Here is a 16,798-nt window from a genome sequence, read left to right on the forward strand (position 1 = left end):
CATGAAAGTAGCAAAAGACCTGGTGGTCAGCCTGGCTTACCAGGTACGGACAGAAGATGGCGTGTTGGTCGATGAGTCTCCGGTGAGTGCGCCGTTGGACTATCTCCATGGGCATGGTTCTTTGATCTCGGGCCTGGAAAATGCCCTGGACGGCCACGATGAGGGCGATAGCTTTGATGTGCATATCGTTGCCGACGATGCCTACGGTCATTACGACGACAACCTGGTGCAGCGCGTCCCGAAAGAGGTGTTCATGGGCGTCGAGGAACTTGAGGTCGGCATGCGTTTCCTGGCCGAGACCGATCAAGGCCCGGTGCCGGTTGAAATTACCGAAGTCGACGGCGACCATGTGGTGGTGGACGGCAACCACATGCTGGCCGGCCAGGATTTGAACTTCCACGTCGAGGTGCTGGCTATTCGCGAAGCGACGGCGGAAGAACTGGCCCACGGCCATGTTCACGGCGAACACGATCACGAGCATGAAGGCCATGACCACGATCACGGCGGCGACTGCTGCGGCGGCCACGGCCATGACCACGAGCACAAAGGCGGCGGATGCGGCGGCAATGGCGGCTGCGGTTGCCACTAAACCCGGTTCGCTCGGACCCCGATAGCCGATGGGGCGGGTTTTTCCGCCCCGTTTTATGGGTTATTCAACGAATTAATTAAAATTAATAGTGCGGCGGCGGCGTCTCTTCCGATTGAGACGCGATAATCGAGGTTTGCTGCGTGCGCAGTTTCTCCGACAATAAGCGCAGTTGCTCCTGCAGCCTGCCGATATCCCGTTGATGCGCGACGACGGTCTGATTCAGTTCATCTATCGTGACTTCCTGGAACGCAAGCCGGCCTTCCAGCAAATCAAGACGTTGTTCCAATTGGGATAACTCCATAGTGTCTCCTCCTCTCAATACCGTTTATCATGGAATAGGGGCGATCGCGTCGGCCCGACCTCATACCCGGATTAAGCTGCGACAACAACCAGGTGTTATTCTATCGGTAAATGACGATAAATGCCCGCCGAAAGCCTATTATATGCCCGCGTCACCGAACCAGGCTTCAATGGCGCCGCTAAAAAAGAAACTTCTTGACGTAAAAAAAGTCTTAGAAAGACTCAATTCATCGGGATAGCGATTGTGTTGTGTTTACGCTCACGGCTATAGTATCGGCTTAACTTAGTTATCGACCTTGGGACAAGATAGCCCAGGCTATGGAGATATGGATGAAATCACTGTTTAAAGTCACGCTGTTGGCTACCACCATGGCGCTAGCCCTCAATGCTGCCCAGGTAATGGCCGCGGATAGCACCGCAGCGGCTGATGCCCCCGCCGCGGCTGGCACCACAGCGACCGCTCCGGCAACTGCTCCGGCCAACGCCACCTCGGACAAATTCAAAAGCAGCGAGGAACAGGCTGCTTACGCGTTAGGCGCCTCATTGGGTCGGTACATGGACAACTCCCTGAAGGAACAGGAAAAGTTAGGCATCAAGCTGGATAAAGATCAGCTGATCGCCGGTGTTCAGGACGCTTTTGGCAACAAGAGCAAGCTGACTGACGAAGAAATCGAGGCTACTCTCCAGAGCTTCGAGGCGCGCGTGAAAGAAGCCGCCCAGGCCAAAATGGAGCAGGAAGCCAAGGACAACGCCGAAAAAGGCGATAAATTCCGCGCCGACTACGCCAAGCAAAAAGGCGTGAAGAAAACGGCCAGCGGTGTTCTGTACAAAGTTGAAAAACCGGGTACCGGCAAAGCGCCGACCAATAGCGATACCGTGGTGGTCAACTACAAGGGTACGCTGGCCGACGGTACGGAATTCGACAACTCCTACAAACGCGGCGAACCTCTGTCATTCCGTCTTGACGGCGTCATCCCCGGCTGGACCGAAGGCCTGAAAGAGATCCACAAAGGCGGCAAGATCGAGTTGGTGATTCCGCCGGAACAGGCGTATGGCAAAACCGGCGTCCCGGGAATCCCAGCCAACTCCACCCTGATTTTCGACGTGGAACTGCTGGATATTAAACCGGCGGCTAAGGCTGCCGAAGGCGAAAAGCCGGCGGCTGAAGCACCGGCCGGCGCGGCTGAAACCACTAAATAACCACACTGCCGGCGCATAAAACGCGTCGTCGGTGGTGAAGGGCGGTGTCTGTTTCAACAGCCACCGCCCTTTTTTATTCACATTCTCCCGCCGGAAACCGGGCATGCCAACCCAAAAAAAGCGCGTTATAGCGCCTTTGTCGGCCAATAAGTTGTAAAAATCTGTCCAAACACAAGGACAGCGTTTTAAATCATTTGCTAGACTAGCGACCGGTAAATACAACTGACAGCCGAGTTTGTCCAGGGATGCGGACAGGCTCGCTTTAACGGGTGGTGTCTGCATATGTCTACTTCTCTTCCGACCCCAGAATTCAACGAACTGGATGTTTTGGACGAACGGCCATTCAGCCCGGTTGATCATGAAATACTGGCATCCTACGAAGCCGTGGTGGATGGACTGGCGATGCTTATCGGCGAACACTGCGAAATCGTGCTGCATTCCCTGGAAGATTTGAAAAGCTCCGCCGTGCGCATCGCCAACGGCGAACACACCGGACGCAAAATCGGCTCGCCCATTTCCGACCTGGCCCTGCGCATGCTGCATGACATGGCGGGCGAGGACAGCAGCGTGTCGAAAGCCTACTTTACCCGGGCCAAAAGCGGCGTGCTGATGAAATCCGTCACCATCGCCATTCGCAACCGCGAACAACGGGTCATCGGCCTGCTGTGCATCAATATGAATCTTGACGTGCCCTTTTCCCAAATCATGCAAACCTTTGTCCCGCCGGAAGCCCAGGAAAACGCCACCTCGGTCAATTTCGCGTCTTCGGTGGACGACCTGGTGGCGCAAACCCTTGAGTTCACCATCGAGGAAGTCAATGCCGATCGCGGCGTGTCCAACAACGCCAAGAACCGCCAGATTGTGCTTAACCTGTATGAAAAGGGCATTTTCGATATCAAGGACGCCATCAACCAGGTGGCGGATCGGCTGAATATTTCCAAACATACGGTCTATTTGTATATCCGCCAGTTTAAAAGCGGTGATTTCCTGGGATTGGATCGGTGAGCCTGCGTTACTGCCTGATGGTCGGCGGGCCGGCCTACGGCACGCAGCAGTCCAGCAGCGCCCTGCAGTTTGCACGGGCCTTGCTGGCCGCAGGCCACCGGATCAACAGCATTTTTTTTTATCAGGACGGCGTCTATAACGCCAATCGCCATACGTCCCCGGCCGGCGACGAGGTGGATATCGTGCGCGCCTGGCAGCAGCTTGGCCTGGAGCATCAGGTGCCGTTGGATGTATGTGTCTCCGCGGCGTTGCGCCGGGGCGTGACGGACGGGGCGCAGGATGCGCCGCCGGCACCGGAGCAGGGCAACCTGCAGCCGGGTTTTACCCTGAGCGGCCTGGGCACGCTGGCGCAGGCCGTGCTTGAGTGCGATCGGTTTATCCAGTTTTAAGGTGCCCTGATGAAACGCCTTGCCTTTGTTTTTACCCATGGCCCCCACGGCGACGCGTCTGGACGGGAAGGACTGGATGCGCTGCTGGCCGCATCGGCGCTAACCGATGAGATCGGCGTGTTTTTTATTGGCGATGGCGTCCTGTTGCTATTGCCGCAGCAGCGGCCGGCGGAAATCCTGGCGCGCAATTTCATCCCCACCTTCGGCGTATTGCCGATTTACGATATCACGCGTTTTTACCTCTGCGCGGAGTCCCTGGCGGAGCGCGGGCTGGCCGGTGCCACGGGCTGGGTGCTCGACGCCGAGGTGTTGCCCGCCGCGCGCTGGCGCGAGCGCTTGTCCGCTTTTGATACTGTCTTGACCTTCTGAGCCGGGAAAACGCCATGCTTTATACCCTTAGCCGCTCCCCTTACGCCCGCGACCTGCCGGCGCTGCTGCTTACCGCCCGCAGGGGCGACGATCTGCTGCTGATACAGGACGGCGTGATAGCCGGGCTGGCGGGAACCGCCGCGCTGGAGCGGCTTATCGCCTCGCCGCTCGGGTTGTATGCCCTTGACGCCGACGTTGCCGCCCGCGGCCTGCTTGCTCATTTTTCGGACAAAATCACCCTGATAAGCTATACTGGGTTTGTCGCGCTGACGGTAAAACAATCGCAACAAATGGCATGGTAAGCAGGGCGCTACCCTCTGAATTGCGCCTTGCGGCAAGGCGGTCAAGGGAACGCATTGCGATCAGCGTACAGCGATAAGGGAGGGGGATAAACGAACGCAGCCGATGCATCCGCAGCGCGAAAGATAGCGGGTATATTGTATATTTCTTGACACCCTCACCCGTCGGCCATAAAATTCTGCGTCCTCGTTCTTTGCCTTGCGGCTTAACGAGGCGATTTATTACGTGTTTACGAAGCAAAAACCAGGAGTTTTATCGAATGGCAACAATTAACCAGCTGGTACGCAAGCCACGCACCATGAAGGTTGCTAAAAGCAACGTTCCGGCGCTGGAAGCATGCCCGCAAAAACGTGGCGTATGTACCCGCGTATATACCACCACCCCGAAAAAACCGAACTCCGCGCTGCGTAAAGTATGCCGTGTTCGTCTGACTAACGGTTTTGAAGTCACTTCCTATATCGGCGGTGAAGGCCATAACCTGCAGGAACACTCCGTGATCCTGATCCGTGGCGGTCGTGTAAAAGACCTTCCCGGTGTGCGTTACCACACCGTTCGCGGTGCGCTCGACTGCTCAGGCGTTAAAGACCGTAAGCAGGGCCGCTCCAAATACGGCGTGAAGAAGCCCAAGTCTTAATGGTTCTCCGTTAAGTAAGGCCAAACATTTTATTATTAATGTCAAAGAACTCATTGAGTTTTGGACAATCCTGAATTAACAACGGAGTTATCCCATGCCACGTCGTCGCGTCATTGGTCAACGTAAAATCCTGCCGGATCCTAAGTTCGGATCCGAGCTGTTGGCAAAATTTGTCAATATCCTGATGGTAGATGGTAAAAAATCTACTGCCGAAGCAATTGTCTATACCGCGCTGGAGACCCTGGCTCAGCGTTCCGGTAAAGGACATCTGGAAGCTTTCGAAGTAGCTCTGGACAACGTGCGCCCGACTGTCGAAGTCAAGTCCCGTCGCGTTGGTGGTTCTACTTATCAGGTGCCAGTAGAAGTTCGTCCGGTCCGTCGTAATGCCCTGGCAATGCGTTGGATCGTTGAAGCTGCTCGTAAACGCGGTGATAAATCTATGGCCCTGCGCCTGGCGAACGAACTTTCCGATGCAGCAGAAAATAAAGGCACTGCTGTTAAGAAACGTGAAGACGTTCACCGTATGGCAGATGCCAACAAGGCGTTCGCCCACTACCGCTGGTAATTATGCCGCTGTAGTCATGCTAACCAGGTGGGCGTGCGGACAGCTCGCCCTGCCTGGGTTAGCTCGAATAGAACGCCCCAGTAATCGAGGATACAAATGGCTCGTATAACACCAATTGTGCGTTATCGTAATATCGGTATCAGTGCGCACATCGACGCCGGTAAAACCACCACCACTGAACGTATTCTGTTCTATACCGGTGTAAACCATAAAATCGGTGAAGTCCACGATGGCGCCGCCACCATGGACTGGATGGAACAGGAACAAGAGCGCGGAATTACCATTACGTCCGCGGCGACCACCTGTTTCTGGTCCGGTATGGCTAAACAGTTTGATGCCCATCGCATCAACATCATCGACACCCCGGGACACGTTGACTTCACCATCGAAGTAGAACGTTCCATGCGTGTGCTTGATGGCGCGGTCATGGTTTACTGTGCGGTAGGCGGTGTGCAACCTCAGTCCGAAACCGTGTGGCGCCAGGCCAACAAATATAAAGTTCCGCGTATCGCGTTCGTGAATAAAATGGACCGTATGGGCGCGAACTACCTGCGCGTTGTTGAACAGCTGAAAACCCGTCTGGCCGCTAACCCGGTTCCGATCCAGCTGGCCATCGGCGCCGAAGAAAAATTCACCGGTGTTGTCGATCTGGTGAAGATGAAAGCCATCAACTGGAGTGAGGCCGATCAGGGCATCAGCTTCGAATACGAAGAGATCCCGGCTGAACTGCAGGAACTGGCGCAGAAGTGGCATCAACATATGGTTGAATCCGCGGCTGAAGCCAATGACGAGCTGATGGATAAATACCTCGGCGGCGAAGAACTGACCGAAGCAGAAATCAAGATGGGTCTGCGTCAACGCGTGCTGAACAACGAAATCATCCTGGTTACCTGCGGTTCTGCGTTTAAGAACAAAGGCGTACAGGCGATGCTGGATGCGGTAATCGAATACCTGCCGGCACCGACCGACGTTCAGGCCATCAACGGCGTGCTGGAAGACGGCGAGACCCATGCCGAACGCCATTCAAGCGATGACGAACCCTTTTCGGCGCTGGCGTTTAAAATCGCCACCGACCCGTTCGTGGGCAACCTGACCTTCTTCCGCGTTTATTCCGGTGTGGTTAACTCCGGCGATACCGTGCTGAACTCCGTTAAAGACAAACGTGAGCGTTTTGGCCGTATCGTGCAGATGCACGCCAACAAACGTGAAGAAATCAAGGAAGTCCGCGCCGGCGATATCGCCGCTGCGATTGGCTTGAAAGATGTGACCACCGGCGATACGCTGTGCGATCAGAGCAAGCCGATCATCCTGGAACGCATGGAGTTCCCGGAACCGGTTATCTCTGTGGCTGTAGAACCGAAAACCAAGGCCGACCAGGAAAAAATGGGTCTGGCCCTGGGCCGTCTGGCGCAGGAAGATCCGTCTTTCCGCGTCTGGACCGATGAAGAGTCCGGTCAGACCATCATCGCAGGTATGGGCGAGCTGCATCTCGAAATACTCGTCGATCGTATGCGTCGCGAGTTCAACGTTGAAGCTAACGTCGGTAAACCGCAGGTAGCGTACCGCGAAACCATCCGCAATACTGTTGAGCAAGAAGGCAAGTTTGTTCGTCAGTCCGGTGGTCGCGGTCAGTTCGGTCACATCTGGTTGCGTATCGAACCGATGGAACCAGGTGGTAAAGGCTACGAATTCCTTAATGAAATCGTCGGCGGCGTGGTTCCAAAAGAATACGTGCCCGCGGTGGATAAAGGCGTCCAGGAACAGCTGAAAAACGGCGTTCTGGCCGGATATCCGATTGTGGACGTCCGTGTTGCGGCCTTCGATGGTTCATACCACGAAGTCGACTCCTCGGAAATGGCGTTTAAAATTGCCGGTTCCATGGCGTTTAAAGAAGGCTTCATGAAAGCGAAACCAGTTCTGCTGGAACCTATCATGAAAGTTGAAGTTGAAACGCCGGAAGACTACATGGGTGACGTTATCGGTGACTTGAACCGTCGTCGCGGCATGATCGACGGCATGGAAGATACTGCGACCGGCAAGACCGTTCGTGCGCAGGTCCCCTTGTCTGAAATGTTTGGATATGCTACAGATCTGCGTTCACAGACTCAGGGCCGTGCTTCTTACTCCATGGAGTTCCTGAAGTACAATGAAGCACCGAACAATGTTGCTCAGGCCATTATCGAAGCCCGTAAAGCCGGTAAATAAGCTTTAGGGTCTACAATTAATATCCCGTGCTCTCTCCAATGGGGGAGAGCATAAGAGTAAGGAATATAGCCGTGTCTAAAGAAAAGTTCCAACGTACAAAACCGCACGTTAACGTCGGCACCATCGGTCACGTCGACCATGGTAAAACCACCCTGACCGCCGCCATCACCACCGTGCTGGCCAAAGCTTACGGCGGCAGCGCCCGTGCCTTCGATCAGATCGACAACGCACCGGAAGAAAAAGCCCGTGGTATCACCATCAACACGTCCCACGTTGAATACGATACCCCGGCCCGCCACTACGCGCACGTAGACTGCCCGGGACACGCCGACTATGTGAAAAACATGATCACCGGCGCCGCCCAGATGGATGGCGCAATCCTGGTGGTTGCCGCAACCGACGGCCCGATGCCGCAGACCCGCGAACACATCCTGCTGGCTCGCCAGGTAGGCGTTCCTTACATCATCGTCTTCATGAACAAATGCGACATGGTCGATGACGAAGAACTGCTGGAACTGGTTGAAATGGAAGTGCGCGAACTGCTGTCCCAGTACGACTTCCCAGGCGACGACACCCCGGTAATCCGTGGTTCCGCGCTGAAAGCACTGGAAGGCGACGAAGCCTGGACCTCTAAAATCATCGAACTGGCCGAAGCCCTGGATACCTACATCCCGGAACCGGTACGTGCGATTGACAAGCCGTTCCTGCTGCCTATCGAAGACGTATTCTCCATCTCCGGCCGCGGCACCGTGGTAACCGGTCGTGTGGAACGCGGCATCGTTAAAGTGGGCGAAGAAGTTGAAATCGTCGGCATCAAAGCCACCATCAAGACCACTTGTACCGGCGTTGAAATGTTCCGTAAACTGCTGGACGAAGGCCGTGCCGGTGAAAACGTCGGCGTCCTGCTGCGCGGCACCAAGCGTGACGACGTGGAACGCGGCCAGGTACTGGCTAAACCGGGTTCAATCCACCCGCATACCCAGTTCGAATCCGAAGTCTACATCCTGTCCAAGGATGAAGGCGGCCGTCATACGCCGTTCTTCAAAGGCTACCGTCCTCAGTTCTACTTCCGTACCACTGACGTGACCGGTACCATCGAACTGCCGGAAGGCGTGGAAATGGTTATGCCTGGCGACAACATCAAAATGGTTGTTAACCTGATTGCCCCGATCGCCATGGACGACGGCCTGCGTTTCGCTATTCGCGAAGGCGGCCGTACCGTTGGCGCCGGCGTGGTTGCCAAGGTTATCGCGTAAGACATTTCCGTTTTATGCAAAAAAGGGCGCCTTGGCGCCCTTTTTTTATTTGCTGCAAAAAGAAGCGGTTATTTACCGGCGACGGATATTTACAAAACAAAAATAGTTCTGCTATTGAAATGACACTCGTTCTCATTTAAATTATGCCTAATTTGATTTTAATGAGTATGAAAAATGTACGTTTGTTTGTGTAATGCGGTAAGCGATACTGCCATACGCAAGGCGGTAAGAAACTACCAACCGAAGACGTTTCAAGAACTTAAAAGTGTCGTGCCGGTGGCGAATAAATGCGGTAAATGCGCATGCAAGGCCCGGTTGGTTATGGAAGACGAATTACAGCAGTTAGTGCCGTTTGAAAAAATTGCATAATTAGTAGGGTTATTACCTTGATTTACTCTGACGCGGTTATATTCTGTACATTACCGCAACGGAGGAGTGAATTATGAAAGGCGATGACCAAATTATCACCCATCTCAATACCCTGCTTGGCAACGAGCTGGTAGCCATCAATCAGTACTTCCTGCACGCCCGTATGTTTAAGAACTGGGGGCTGATGCGTCTGAACGACATTGAATACCACGAATCCATCGATGAAATGAAGCACGCCGATCGTTATATCGAGCGTATTCTTTTCCTGGAGGGACTGCCTAACCTGCAGGATCTGGGCACGCTTAACATCGGGCAAAATGTCGAGGAAATGCTGCGTTCGGATTTGAACCTGGAACTGCAGGGCGCGCAGGATCTGCGCGAAGGCATCTCTTATGCCGACAGCGTCCGGGATTATGTCACCCGCGATCTGCTGATCGAGATATTGGCGGACGAAGAGCACCATATCGATTTCCTGGAAACCGAACTGGATTTAATCAAACTGGTCGGCCTGCAGAACTATCTCCAGTCCCAGTTAAAAGATGCGGCGCAATAGGCGTCAGGCTGTTCCCCGCTAAATAATGATAAAGCAACGCCTGCGCATGATGCGACGGTTATGACCGATACGCATCGGCTCCTGGCTGCCGCGTTTCCGGCGTAACCTGGCCGCATTGTCATGTGCGGCCGGGCAGTGGCGCTAAGGGCCGATGTATATCCACCAGCCTGCCAGCGCCAGGCAGGGACCAAAGGGAATGTCTTTATCCGCCGTCCGGCGCCGCAGCCACCACGCTATCCCGGTCAGCGCCGCGCTCGCGCATAACAGCGGCAACGCTTGCCATCCCAGCCAGGCCCCCAGCCCGCTCAGCAGCTTGATATCGCCGCCGCCCAGCCCCGCGTAGCCTCTCACCCGGTAAAACACCCCGTTCAGCAGCCACAGGCCGCCGCCGCCGCACAGCGCGCCCAGCAGGCCGACATAGAGCGATTGCGGCTCGCCAAGCGGGCTTAGCAGTCCGCACAGCAGGAAGGGCAGGGTAAGCCGGTCGGGCAGCAGCAGGGTATGATAGTCAATCCAGCTCAGCGTTAATAAAAACCAGCTGAACACCAGGCCGCTCACCAGGCGTTCCGCCGGCAGGGCGGCGAACGCCGCCAGGAACGCCAGCGCGCAGCTTGCCTCGCAGCGCCGTTTCCACATCTGGCGGGACAGCATTGTCCACGCGGCGCGGCGGGCCCCAGGCGCCGCGGAAGCCCGCTGGCCGGAGATCGCCGTAAGCCGGCCATACGCCAACCGTCCCCCGCCGGCGCAACCGCCGCCCGGCAGTGGCCCGCGCCGCGCCGCCGTGGCGCCTGGCAGCGCGCGGGCCCATCCGAGAATGCGCCGGGCGAGATGGCCCATGATGACGCCATACAAGAGCAGGCAGAAAACCGACAATACCGTTATCACGCGCACCTTCCTTCCCTTATCCCGGCATCCCAGCTGGCATAAGCCTGCCTGAAATCGGCGCCGCCGCCCATTCTGCCCCTGCGGAAATGGAATGAGCGCCGGTTTCCGGCGTTTTTTACCGTATCGTCGCTTGCTTCATGAGCAAATTAACGTATAATGCGCGGGCTTGTCTCATAGACATAAGAAACAAGCCGACTCAATGAGTCCGCGCTGGCCGCGAAGGCGGTAAGCCAGCACACAACATCCCCGATATGGGGATAATACTGAATGATTACACTCCCCCATCAATCGAAATGGGTGCGAGGAGTAATTTTCTACGTTTATAAATAATTGGAGCTCTGGTCTCATGCAGAACCAAAGAATCCGTATCCGTTTGAAAGCGTTTGATCATCGTTTGATCGATCAATCAACCGCGGAAATAGTCGAGACTGCCAAACGTACCGGTGCTCAGGTACGGGGTCCGATCCCGCTGCCGACCCGCAAAGAGCGCTTTACCGTTCTGATTTCTCCGCACGTCAATAAAGATGCGCGCGATCAGTATGAGATTCGCACTCATAAGCGTCTGGTTGACATCGTTGAGCCAACCGAAAAAACCGTTGATGCTCTGATGCGTCTGGATCTGGCTGCTGGTGTTGATGTGCAGATCAGCCTGGGTTAATCAGGTCACCAAACGATTGAGAGGTTGAAACAATGAAGGGTTTAGTCGGTCGTAAAGTGGGCATGACTCGCATCTTCACTGAAGATGGCGTTTCCATCCCAGTAACCGTTATTGAAATCGAAGCCAACCGCGTAACTCAGGTTAAAGACCTGGACAACGACGGTTACCGCGCTATTCAGGTCACCACCGGCACCAAAAAAGCCAATCGTGTGACTAAGCCTGAAGCCGGTCACTTCGCTAAGGCAGGCGTTGAAGCCGGCCGTGGCCTGTGGGAATTCCGCGTCGAAGACGTTGCAGAAATCACTGCGGGTCAAAGCATCAGCGTCGAACTGTTCGCCGATGTGAAAAAAGTTGACGTTACCGGTACGTCCAAAGGTAAAGGATTTGCAGGCACTGTAAAGCGCTGGAACTTCCGTACCCAGGATGCTACCCATGGTAACTCCTTGTCCCACCGTGGTCATGGTTCAATCGGTCAGAACCAGACTCCGGGTAAGGTATTCAAGGGCAAGAAAATGGCAGGCCAGATGGGTAACGAGCGTGTAACCGTTCTAAGCCTGGACGTAGTACGTGTTGACGTTGAGCGCAACCTGCTGCTGGTCAAAGGCGCTGTCCCGGGAGCAACCGGCGGCGACCTGATCGTTAAACCGGCTGTCAAGGCGTAACGTCGAGGAGATAGGAATGGAATTGGTATTGAAAGACGCGCAAAGCGCGCTGACTGTTTCCGAAACTACCTTCGGGCGTGACTTCAACGAAGCGCTGGTACACCAGGTTGTTGTTGCTTATGCAGCAGGTGCCCGTCAAGGTACTCGCGCTCAGAAGACCCGTGCTGAAGTTACTGGTTCCGGTAAGAAACCATGGCGTCAGAAGGGTACCGGTCGCGCGCGTTCAGGTACGGTGAAGAGCCCAATCTGGCGTTCAGGTGGCGTAACATTTGCCGCCAAGCCGCAGGATCACAGCCAGAAGGTAAATAAGAAGATGTACCGTGGGGCGCTGAAAAGCATCCTGTCCGAGCTGGTACGTCAAGAACGTCTGATCGTCGTTGAGTCTTTTTCTGTCGAAGCGCCTAAAACCAAGCTGCTGGTACAGAAACTGAAAGACATGTCGCTTGCAGATGTGCTGATCATTACGAGCGAACTGGATGAAAACCTGTTCCTGGCCGCGCGCAACCTCTACAAAGTAGACGTTCGCGATGTCGCAGGTATTGACCCGGTTAGCCTGATCGCCTTCGACAAAGTCGTCATGACGGCTGACGCTGTGAAGCAAGTTGAGGAGATGCTGGCATGATTCGTGAAGAACGTTTGCTGAAAGTTTTGCGCGCGCCGCACGTTTCTGAAAAAGCGTCTGCAGCGATGGAAAAGCATAACACCATCGTACTCAAAGTAGCTAAAGACGCGACCAAAGCAGAAATTAAAGCCGCTGTGCATAAACTGTTTGAAGTCGAAGTCAATGACGTTCGCACCCTGATCGTTAAAGGGAAAACGAAGCGTCATGGACAGCGTATCGGTCGTCGTAGCGACTGGAAAAAAGCTTACGTCACCCTGAAGGAAGGCCAGAACATGGACTTCATCGGCGGCGCAGAGTAAGTCGGAGGAGAAGAACAATGGCAATTGTTAAATGTAAACCGACATCTCCGGGTCGTCGCCACGTAGTTAAAGTGGTCAACCCTGAGCTGCACAAGGGCAAGCCTTATGGCCCGTTGCTGGAAAAACTCACTAAATCCGGTGGACGTAACAACAATGGCCGTATCACTACGCGCCATATCGGTGGTGGTCATAAACAACAATACCGTGTTGTCGATTTTAAACGCGACAAAGACGGTATCCCGGCAATCGTAGAGCGCCTGGAATATGATCCGAACCGTTCTGCCAACATCGCTTTAGTGCTGTACAAAGACGGCGAACGTCGTTACGTACTGGCGCCGAAAGGCCTGAAAGCAGGTGACCAGATTCAGTCTGGCGTCGACGCCGCCATCAAGGCCGGCAACACCCTGCCGATGCGCAATATTCCGGTTGGTTCCACCGTGCATAACGTGGAAATGAAACCGGGTAAAGGCGGTCAGCTGGCGCGTTCCGCCGGTGCTTACGTTCAGATTGTTGCCCGTGACGGCGCTTATGTCACTCTGCGTCTTCGCTCCGGCGAAATGCGTAAAGTGCAGTCTGAATGCCGCGCAACCATGGGTGAAGTCGGTAACGCCGAACACATGCTGCGTGTACTGGGCAAAGCCGGTGCAAGCCGCTGGCGTGGTATTCGTCCGACCGTCCGCGGTACGGCGATGAACCCGGTGGATCACCCGCATGGTGGTGGTGAAGGTCGTAACTTTGGTAAGCACCCGGTCAGTCCGTGGGGCCTGCAGACCAAAGGTAAGAAGACCCGTAGTAATAAGCGTACCGATAAGTTCATCGTACGTCGCCGTAGTAAAAAATAATTAGAGGATAAACCATGCCACGTTCTCTCAAGAAAGGTCCATTCATAGACCTGCACTTGCTGAAGAAGGTAGAGAAAGCGGTGGAAAGCGGTGACAAGAAGCCTATACGCACTTGGTCCCGTCGTTCAACGATCTTTCCAACAATGATCGGTTTGACCATCGCTGTCCATAATGGTCGTCAGCACGTACCGGTATTTGTTTCCGACGAAATGGTCGGTCACAAACTGGGTGAATTCGCGCCGACGCGTACTTATCGCGGCCATGCGGCCGACCGTAAGGCTAAAAAACGCTAAGGTAGGAGGAAGAGATGGAAACTATCGCTCAACATCGCCACGCTCGTTCTTCTGCTCAAAAGGTACGCCTGGTGGCTGACCTTATCCGCGGTAAGAAAGTGTCGCAAGCTCTGGAAGTTTTGACCTACACCAACAAGAAAGCTGCTGGTCTGGTTAAAAAAGTACTGGAGTCTGCCATTGCTAACGCTGAACACAACGATGGCGCAGATATCGATGATCTGAAAGTCGCGAAAATATTCGTCGACGCCGGCCCAAGCATGAAGCGCATTATGCCTCGTGCAAAAGGTCGGGCGGATCGCATCTTGAAGCGCACCAGCCACATCACTGTGGTTGTGTCCGATCGCTGAGACTCTGGAGACTAGCAATGGGTCAGAAAGTACATCCTAATGGTATTCGCCTGGGTATTGTCAAACCTTGGAACTCTACCTGGTACGCGAATACCAAAGAATTCGCTGACAACCTGGACAGCGACTTTAAAGTTCGTCAATTCCTGATCAAGGAACTGGCGAAGGCTTCCGTTTCTCGCATCGTTATCGAGCGTCCGGCCAAGAGCATCCGTGTGACTATTCACACCGCTCGTCCGGGCATCGTTATCGGCAAGAAAGGCGAAGACGTTGAAAAACTGCGTAAGGTCGTTGCGGATATCGCCGGCGTGCCTGCGCAGATCAATATTGCCGAAATCCGTAAACCGGAACTGGACGCGAAGCTGGTCGCTGACAGCATATCTTCACAGCTGGAACGTCGTGTTATGTTCCGTCGTGCTATGAAGCGTGCTGTACAGAACGCCATGCGTCTGGGCGCTAAGGGTATTAAAGTTGAAGTCAGTGGTCGTCTTGGCGGCGCTGAAATCGCACGTACCGAATGGTACCGCGAAGGTCGCGTTCCGCTGCATACGCTGCGTGCGGATATCGACTACAACACCTCCGAAGCGCGCACCACTTATGGTGTCATCGGCGTAAAAGTGTGGATCTTCAAAGGTGAGATTCTGGGTGGTATGGCTGCCGTTGAACAACCGGAAAAACCGGCTGCTCAACCTAAAAAGCAGCAGCGCAAAGGCCGCAAGTAAGGAGAGTCGCTGATGTTACAACCAAAGCGTACAAAATTCCGTAAAATGCATAAGGGCCGCAACCGCGGTCTGGCTGCGGGCACGGATATTAGCTTCGGTACTTTCGGTCTGAAAGCTGTTGGCCGTGGTCGTCTGACTGCTCGTCAAATCGAAGCTGCGCGTCGTGCAATGACGCGTGCAGTTAAGCGTCAAGGTAAGATCTGGATCCGTGTATTCCCGGACAAACCGATCACCGAGAAGCCGCTTGAAGTGCGTATGGGTAAAGGTAAGGGCAACGTGGAATATTGGGTTGCCTTGATTCAACCGGGCAAAGTCCTGTATGAAATGGACGGCGTTCCGGAAGAAGTTGCCCGCGAAGCCTTCAAGCTGGCAGCAGCGAAACTGCCGATTAAAACCACCTTTGTAACTAAGACGGTGATGTAATGAAAGCAAAAGAGCTGCGTGAAAAAAGCGTTGAAGAGCTGAACACCGAGCTGTTGAACCTGTTGCGCGAGCAGTTTAACCTGCGCATGCAGGCGGCCAGTGGCCAGCTGCAACAGACACACCTGTTGTTGCAAGTGCGTCGCAATGTTGCACGCGTTAAAACGTTATTGACTGAGAAGGCGGGTGCGCAATGAGTGACAATATCCGTACTCTGCAAGGTCGCGTGATCAGCGACAAAATGGAGAAATCCATTGTCGTTGCCATCGAACGTTTTGTGAAACACCCGATTTACGGCAAATTCATCAAGCGTACGACCAAGCTGCACGTACACGACGAGAGCAATGAAAGTGGTATCGGTGACGTCGTGGAAATCCGCGAATGCCGTCCGATCTCCAAGACTAAGTCCTGGACACTTGTTCGCGTTGTAGAGAAAGCGATTCTGTAATACAGTAAGCGCGCTCCAAACAAGATAAACGGCTCAAAGCACGAGCCGTTTATTTTTTCTACCCATATCCTGAGTGCGGTGTTATAATGCTGCGCCCTGTATTATGGGGTTTTTCTTAACGACCTAATATGGGTCCTAAAGTTGTAGTTGACATTAGCGGAGCACTAACATGATCCAAGAACAGACTATGCTGAACGTGGCCGACAACTCCGGCGCGCGTCGCGTAATGTGTATCAAGGTTCTAGGTGGCTCGCACCGTCGCTACGCAGGCGTCGGCGATATCATCAAGATCACCATCAAGGAAGCAATTCCGCGTGGCAAGGTCAAAAAAGGTGATGTCCTGAAGGCGGTAGTGGTGCGCACCAAGAAGGGTGTCCGTCGCCCTGACGGTTCTGTCGTTCGCTTCGATGGTAATGCTTGTGTTTTGTTGAATAACAATAGTGAGCAACCCATCGGTACGCGTATTTTTGGGCCGGTGACTCGTGAACTGCGTACCGAAAAGTTCATGAAAATCATTTCTCTGGCACCAGAAGTACTTTAAGGAGCGAATCATGGCAGCGAAAATCCGTCGTGATGACGAAGTTATCGTGCTAACCGGCAAAGATAAAGGTAAGCGCGGTAAAGTAAAGAATGTCCTGTCTACGGGCAAGGCCATTGTTGAAGGTATCAATCTGGTTAAGAAACACCAAAAACCAGTTCCGGCTACGAACCAGCCGGGCGGCATCGTTGAACAGGAAGCGGCAATTCAGCTTTCCAACCTTGCTATCTTCAACGGTGCCTCCAACAAGGCGGACCGTGTAGGCTTTAAGATTGAAGACGGAAAAAAAGTCCGTATCTTCAAATCTAACGGCGAAACAATCAAGTAACTT

Annotated in this window: 27 protein-coding genes; 25 read left to right on the plus strand and 2 right to left on the minus strand. The window is 54.2% G+C overall.

Annotated elements, in window-relative coordinates; translation table 11 throughout:
• Position 1: 1 nt before the first annotated feature.
• On the plus strand, positions 2-589 hold the full coding sequence (gene slyD, locus ACL2XN_RS20060; RefSeq protein ID WP_410013266.1) for a peptidylprolyl isomerase: 588 nt from the start codon (positions 2-4) through the stop codon (positions 587-589).
• A gap of 82 nt (positions 590-671) precedes the next feature.
• Here slyD and ACL2XN_RS20065 read toward each other — a convergent pair whose 3' ends face one another.
• A complete protein-coding gene (locus tag ACL2XN_RS20065) occupies positions 672-890 on the minus strand; it encodes a protein SlyX (protein ID WP_162367218.1) in 219 nt (72 codons plus the stop codon).
• A gap of 329 nt (positions 891-1,219) precedes the next feature.
• Between ACL2XN_RS20065 and fkpA the strand changes: the two genes are divergently transcribed.
• From fkpA to bfr, 11 genes are all read left to right on the plus strand, one after another.
• Positions 1,220-2,089 (plus strand): FKBP-type peptidyl-prolyl cis-trans isomerase, encoded by an 870-nt coding sequence (gene fkpA / locus ACL2XN_RS20070; protein WP_410013267.1) that lies wholly within the window; start codon positions 1,220-1,222, stop codon positions 2,087-2,089.
• Between the two features lie 282 nt (positions 2,090-2,371).
• A complete protein-coding gene (locus tag ACL2XN_RS20075; protein WP_410013268.1) occupies positions 2,372-3,094 on the plus strand; it encodes a transcriptional regulator in 723 nt (240 codons plus the stop codon).
• 17 nt (positions 3,095-3,111) lie between these two features.
• Positions 3,112-3,483: a sulfurtransferase complex subunit TusD gene (tusD, locus tag ACL2XN_RS20080; RefSeq protein WP_413731006.1), complete on the plus strand. Its 372-nt coding sequence runs from the start codon at positions 3,112-3,114 to the stop codon at positions 3,481-3,483.
• Between the two features lie 9 nt (positions 3,484-3,492).
• Positions 3,493-3,852, plus strand: a complete 360-nt coding sequence (tusC, locus tag ACL2XN_RS20085) for a sulfurtransferase complex subunit TusC (RefSeq protein ID WP_410013269.1) — start codon at positions 3,493-3,495, stop codon at positions 3,850-3,852.
• A gap of 14 nt (positions 3,853-3,866) precedes the next feature.
• Positions 3,867-4,154 carry a sulfurtransferase complex subunit TusB gene (gene tusB, locus ACL2XN_RS20090; protein WP_410013270.1) on the plus strand — a complete coding sequence of 96 codons (288 nt, stop codon included), beginning with the start codon at positions 3,867-3,869 and terminating at the stop codon, positions 4,152-4,154.
• Positions 4,155-4,411: 257 nt separating this feature from the next.
• Entirely contained in the window at positions 4,412-4,786 is a 375-nt protein-coding gene (gene rpsL, locus ACL2XN_RS20095) for a 30S ribosomal protein S12 (RefSeq protein WP_162367223.1), read from the plus strand.
• A gap of 94 nt (positions 4,787-4,880) precedes the next feature.
• Positions 4,881-5,351 carry a 30S ribosomal protein S7 gene (gene rpsG / locus ACL2XN_RS20100; protein WP_011412093.1) on the plus strand — a complete coding sequence of 157 codons (471 nt, stop codon included), beginning with the start codon at positions 4,881-4,883 and terminating at the stop codon, positions 5,349-5,351.
• A 96-nt stretch (positions 5,352-5,447) separates the two neighbouring features.
• Positions 5,448-7,556 (plus strand): elongation factor G, encoded by a 2,109-nt coding sequence (gene fusA / locus ACL2XN_RS20105; protein WP_410013271.1) that lies wholly within the window; start codon positions 5,448-5,450, stop codon positions 7,554-7,556.
• 71 nt (positions 7,557-7,627) lie between these two features.
• Positions 7,628-8,812, plus strand: coding sequence for an elongation factor Tu (gene tuf / locus ACL2XN_RS20110; RefSeq protein WP_410013272.1), 1,185 nt, complete (start codon positions 7,628-7,630; stop codon positions 8,810-8,812).
• Between the two features lie 174 nt (positions 8,813-8,986).
• Positions 8,987-9,181: a bacterioferritin-associated ferredoxin gene (gene bfd / locus ACL2XN_RS20115; RefSeq protein ID WP_410013273.1), complete on the plus strand. Its 195-nt coding sequence runs from the start codon at positions 8,987-8,989 to the stop codon at positions 9,179-9,181.
• A gap of 73 nt (positions 9,182-9,254) precedes the next feature.
• Positions 9,255-9,734, plus strand: coding sequence for a bacterioferritin (gene bfr, locus ACL2XN_RS20120; protein WP_410013274.1), 480 nt, complete (start codon positions 9,255-9,257; stop codon positions 9,732-9,734).
• 141 nt (positions 9,735-9,875) lie between these two features.
• Here bfr and ACL2XN_RS20125 read toward each other — a convergent pair whose 3' ends face one another.
• On the minus strand, positions 9,876-10,619 hold the full coding sequence (locus ACL2XN_RS20125) for a prepilin peptidase (protein ID WP_413721560.1): 744 nt from the start codon (positions 10,617-10,619) through the stop codon (positions 9,876-9,878).
• 346 nt (positions 10,620-10,965) lie between these two features.
• On the opposite strand from ACL2XN_RS20125, the gene rpsJ reads away from it, so the two are divergent.
• The 13 genes from rpsJ (at position 10,966) to rplX (ending at position 16,795) form a co-directional block, all read left to right on the plus strand.
• Positions 10,966-11,277: a 30S ribosomal protein S10 gene (gene rpsJ / locus ACL2XN_RS20130; protein ID WP_001181005.1), complete on the plus strand. Its 312-nt coding sequence runs from the start codon at positions 10,966-10,968 to the stop codon at positions 11,275-11,277.
• 32 nt (positions 11,278-11,309) lie between these two features.
• On the plus strand, positions 11,310-11,939 hold the full coding sequence (rplC, locus tag ACL2XN_RS20135; RefSeq protein ID WP_410013276.1) for a 50S ribosomal protein L3: 630 nt from the start codon (positions 11,310-11,312) through the stop codon (positions 11,937-11,939).
• 16 nt (positions 11,940-11,955) lie between these two features.
• Complete coding sequence (gene rplD / locus ACL2XN_RS20140) at positions 11,956-12,561, plus strand: 50S ribosomal protein L4 (RefSeq protein WP_410013277.1); 606 nt, start codon at positions 11,956-11,958, stop codon at positions 12,559-12,561.
• Complete coding sequence (gene rplW / locus ACL2XN_RS20145) at positions 12,558-12,860, plus strand: 50S ribosomal protein L23 (protein WP_162368692.1); 303 nt, start codon at positions 12,558-12,560, stop codon at positions 12,858-12,860. Before rplD ends, rplW begins: the two co-directional genes overlap by 4 nt.
• Positions 12,861-12,877: 17 nt before the next feature.
• Positions 12,878-13,702 carry a 50S ribosomal protein L2 gene (gene rplB / locus ACL2XN_RS20150; RefSeq protein ID WP_410013278.1) on the plus strand — a complete coding sequence of 275 codons (825 nt, stop codon included), beginning with the start codon at positions 12,878-12,880 and terminating at the stop codon, positions 13,700-13,702.
• A gap of 14 nt (positions 13,703-13,716) precedes the next feature.
• Positions 13,717-13,995 carry a 30S ribosomal protein S19 gene (rpsS, locus tag ACL2XN_RS20155; protein WP_132923660.1) on the plus strand — a complete coding sequence of 93 codons (279 nt, stop codon included), beginning with the start codon at positions 13,717-13,719 and terminating at the stop codon, positions 13,993-13,995.
• A 14-nt stretch (positions 13,996-14,009) separates the two neighbouring features.
• The gene (rplV, locus tag ACL2XN_RS20160) at positions 14,010-14,342 is read left to right on the plus strand and encodes a 50S ribosomal protein L22 (RefSeq protein ID WP_011412083.1); all 333 of its coding nucleotides are present in this window, start codon (positions 14,010-14,012) and stop codon (positions 14,340-14,342) included.
• A 17-nt stretch (positions 14,343-14,359) separates the two neighbouring features.
• A complete protein-coding gene (gene rpsC / locus ACL2XN_RS20165; protein WP_162368689.1) occupies positions 14,360-15,061 on the plus strand; it encodes a 30S ribosomal protein S3 in 702 nt (233 codons plus the stop codon).
• Positions 15,062-15,073: 12 nt separating this feature from the next.
• Positions 15,074-15,484 carry a 50S ribosomal protein L16 gene (gene rplP, locus ACL2XN_RS20170; RefSeq protein WP_162368688.1) on the plus strand — a complete coding sequence of 137 codons (411 nt, stop codon included), beginning with the start codon at positions 15,074-15,076 and terminating at the stop codon, positions 15,482-15,484.
• Positions 15,484-15,678: a 50S ribosomal protein L29 gene (gene rpmC, locus ACL2XN_RS20175; RefSeq protein WP_410013279.1), complete on the plus strand. Its 195-nt coding sequence runs from the start codon at positions 15,484-15,486 to the stop codon at positions 15,676-15,678. Before rplP ends, rpmC begins: the two co-directional genes overlap by 1 nt.
• Positions 15,675-15,929, plus strand: coding sequence for a 30S ribosomal protein S17 (gene rpsQ / locus ACL2XN_RS20180; protein ID WP_410013280.1), 255 nt, complete (start codon positions 15,675-15,677; stop codon positions 15,927-15,929). The genes rpmC and rpsQ overlap by 4 nt, the downstream gene beginning before the upstream one ends.
• 169 nt (positions 15,930-16,098) lie before the next feature.
• Positions 16,099-16,470: a 50S ribosomal protein L14 gene (gene rplN, locus ACL2XN_RS20185; protein ID WP_132923655.1), complete on the plus strand. Its 372-nt coding sequence runs from the start codon at positions 16,099-16,101 to the stop codon at positions 16,468-16,470.
• 10 nt (positions 16,471-16,480) lie between these two features.
• Positions 16,481-16,795, plus strand: a complete 315-nt coding sequence (gene rplX / locus ACL2XN_RS20190) for a 50S ribosomal protein L24 (protein WP_162368685.1) — start codon at positions 16,481-16,483, stop codon at positions 16,793-16,795.
• The last annotated feature ends 3 nt before the right edge of the window (positions 16,796-16,798 follow it).

The sequence above is a fragment of the Sodalis sp. RH22 genome, from assembly GCF_047324165.1.
GTDB lineage: Bacteria > Pseudomonadota > Gammaproteobacteria > Enterobacterales > Enterobacteriaceae > Acerihabitans.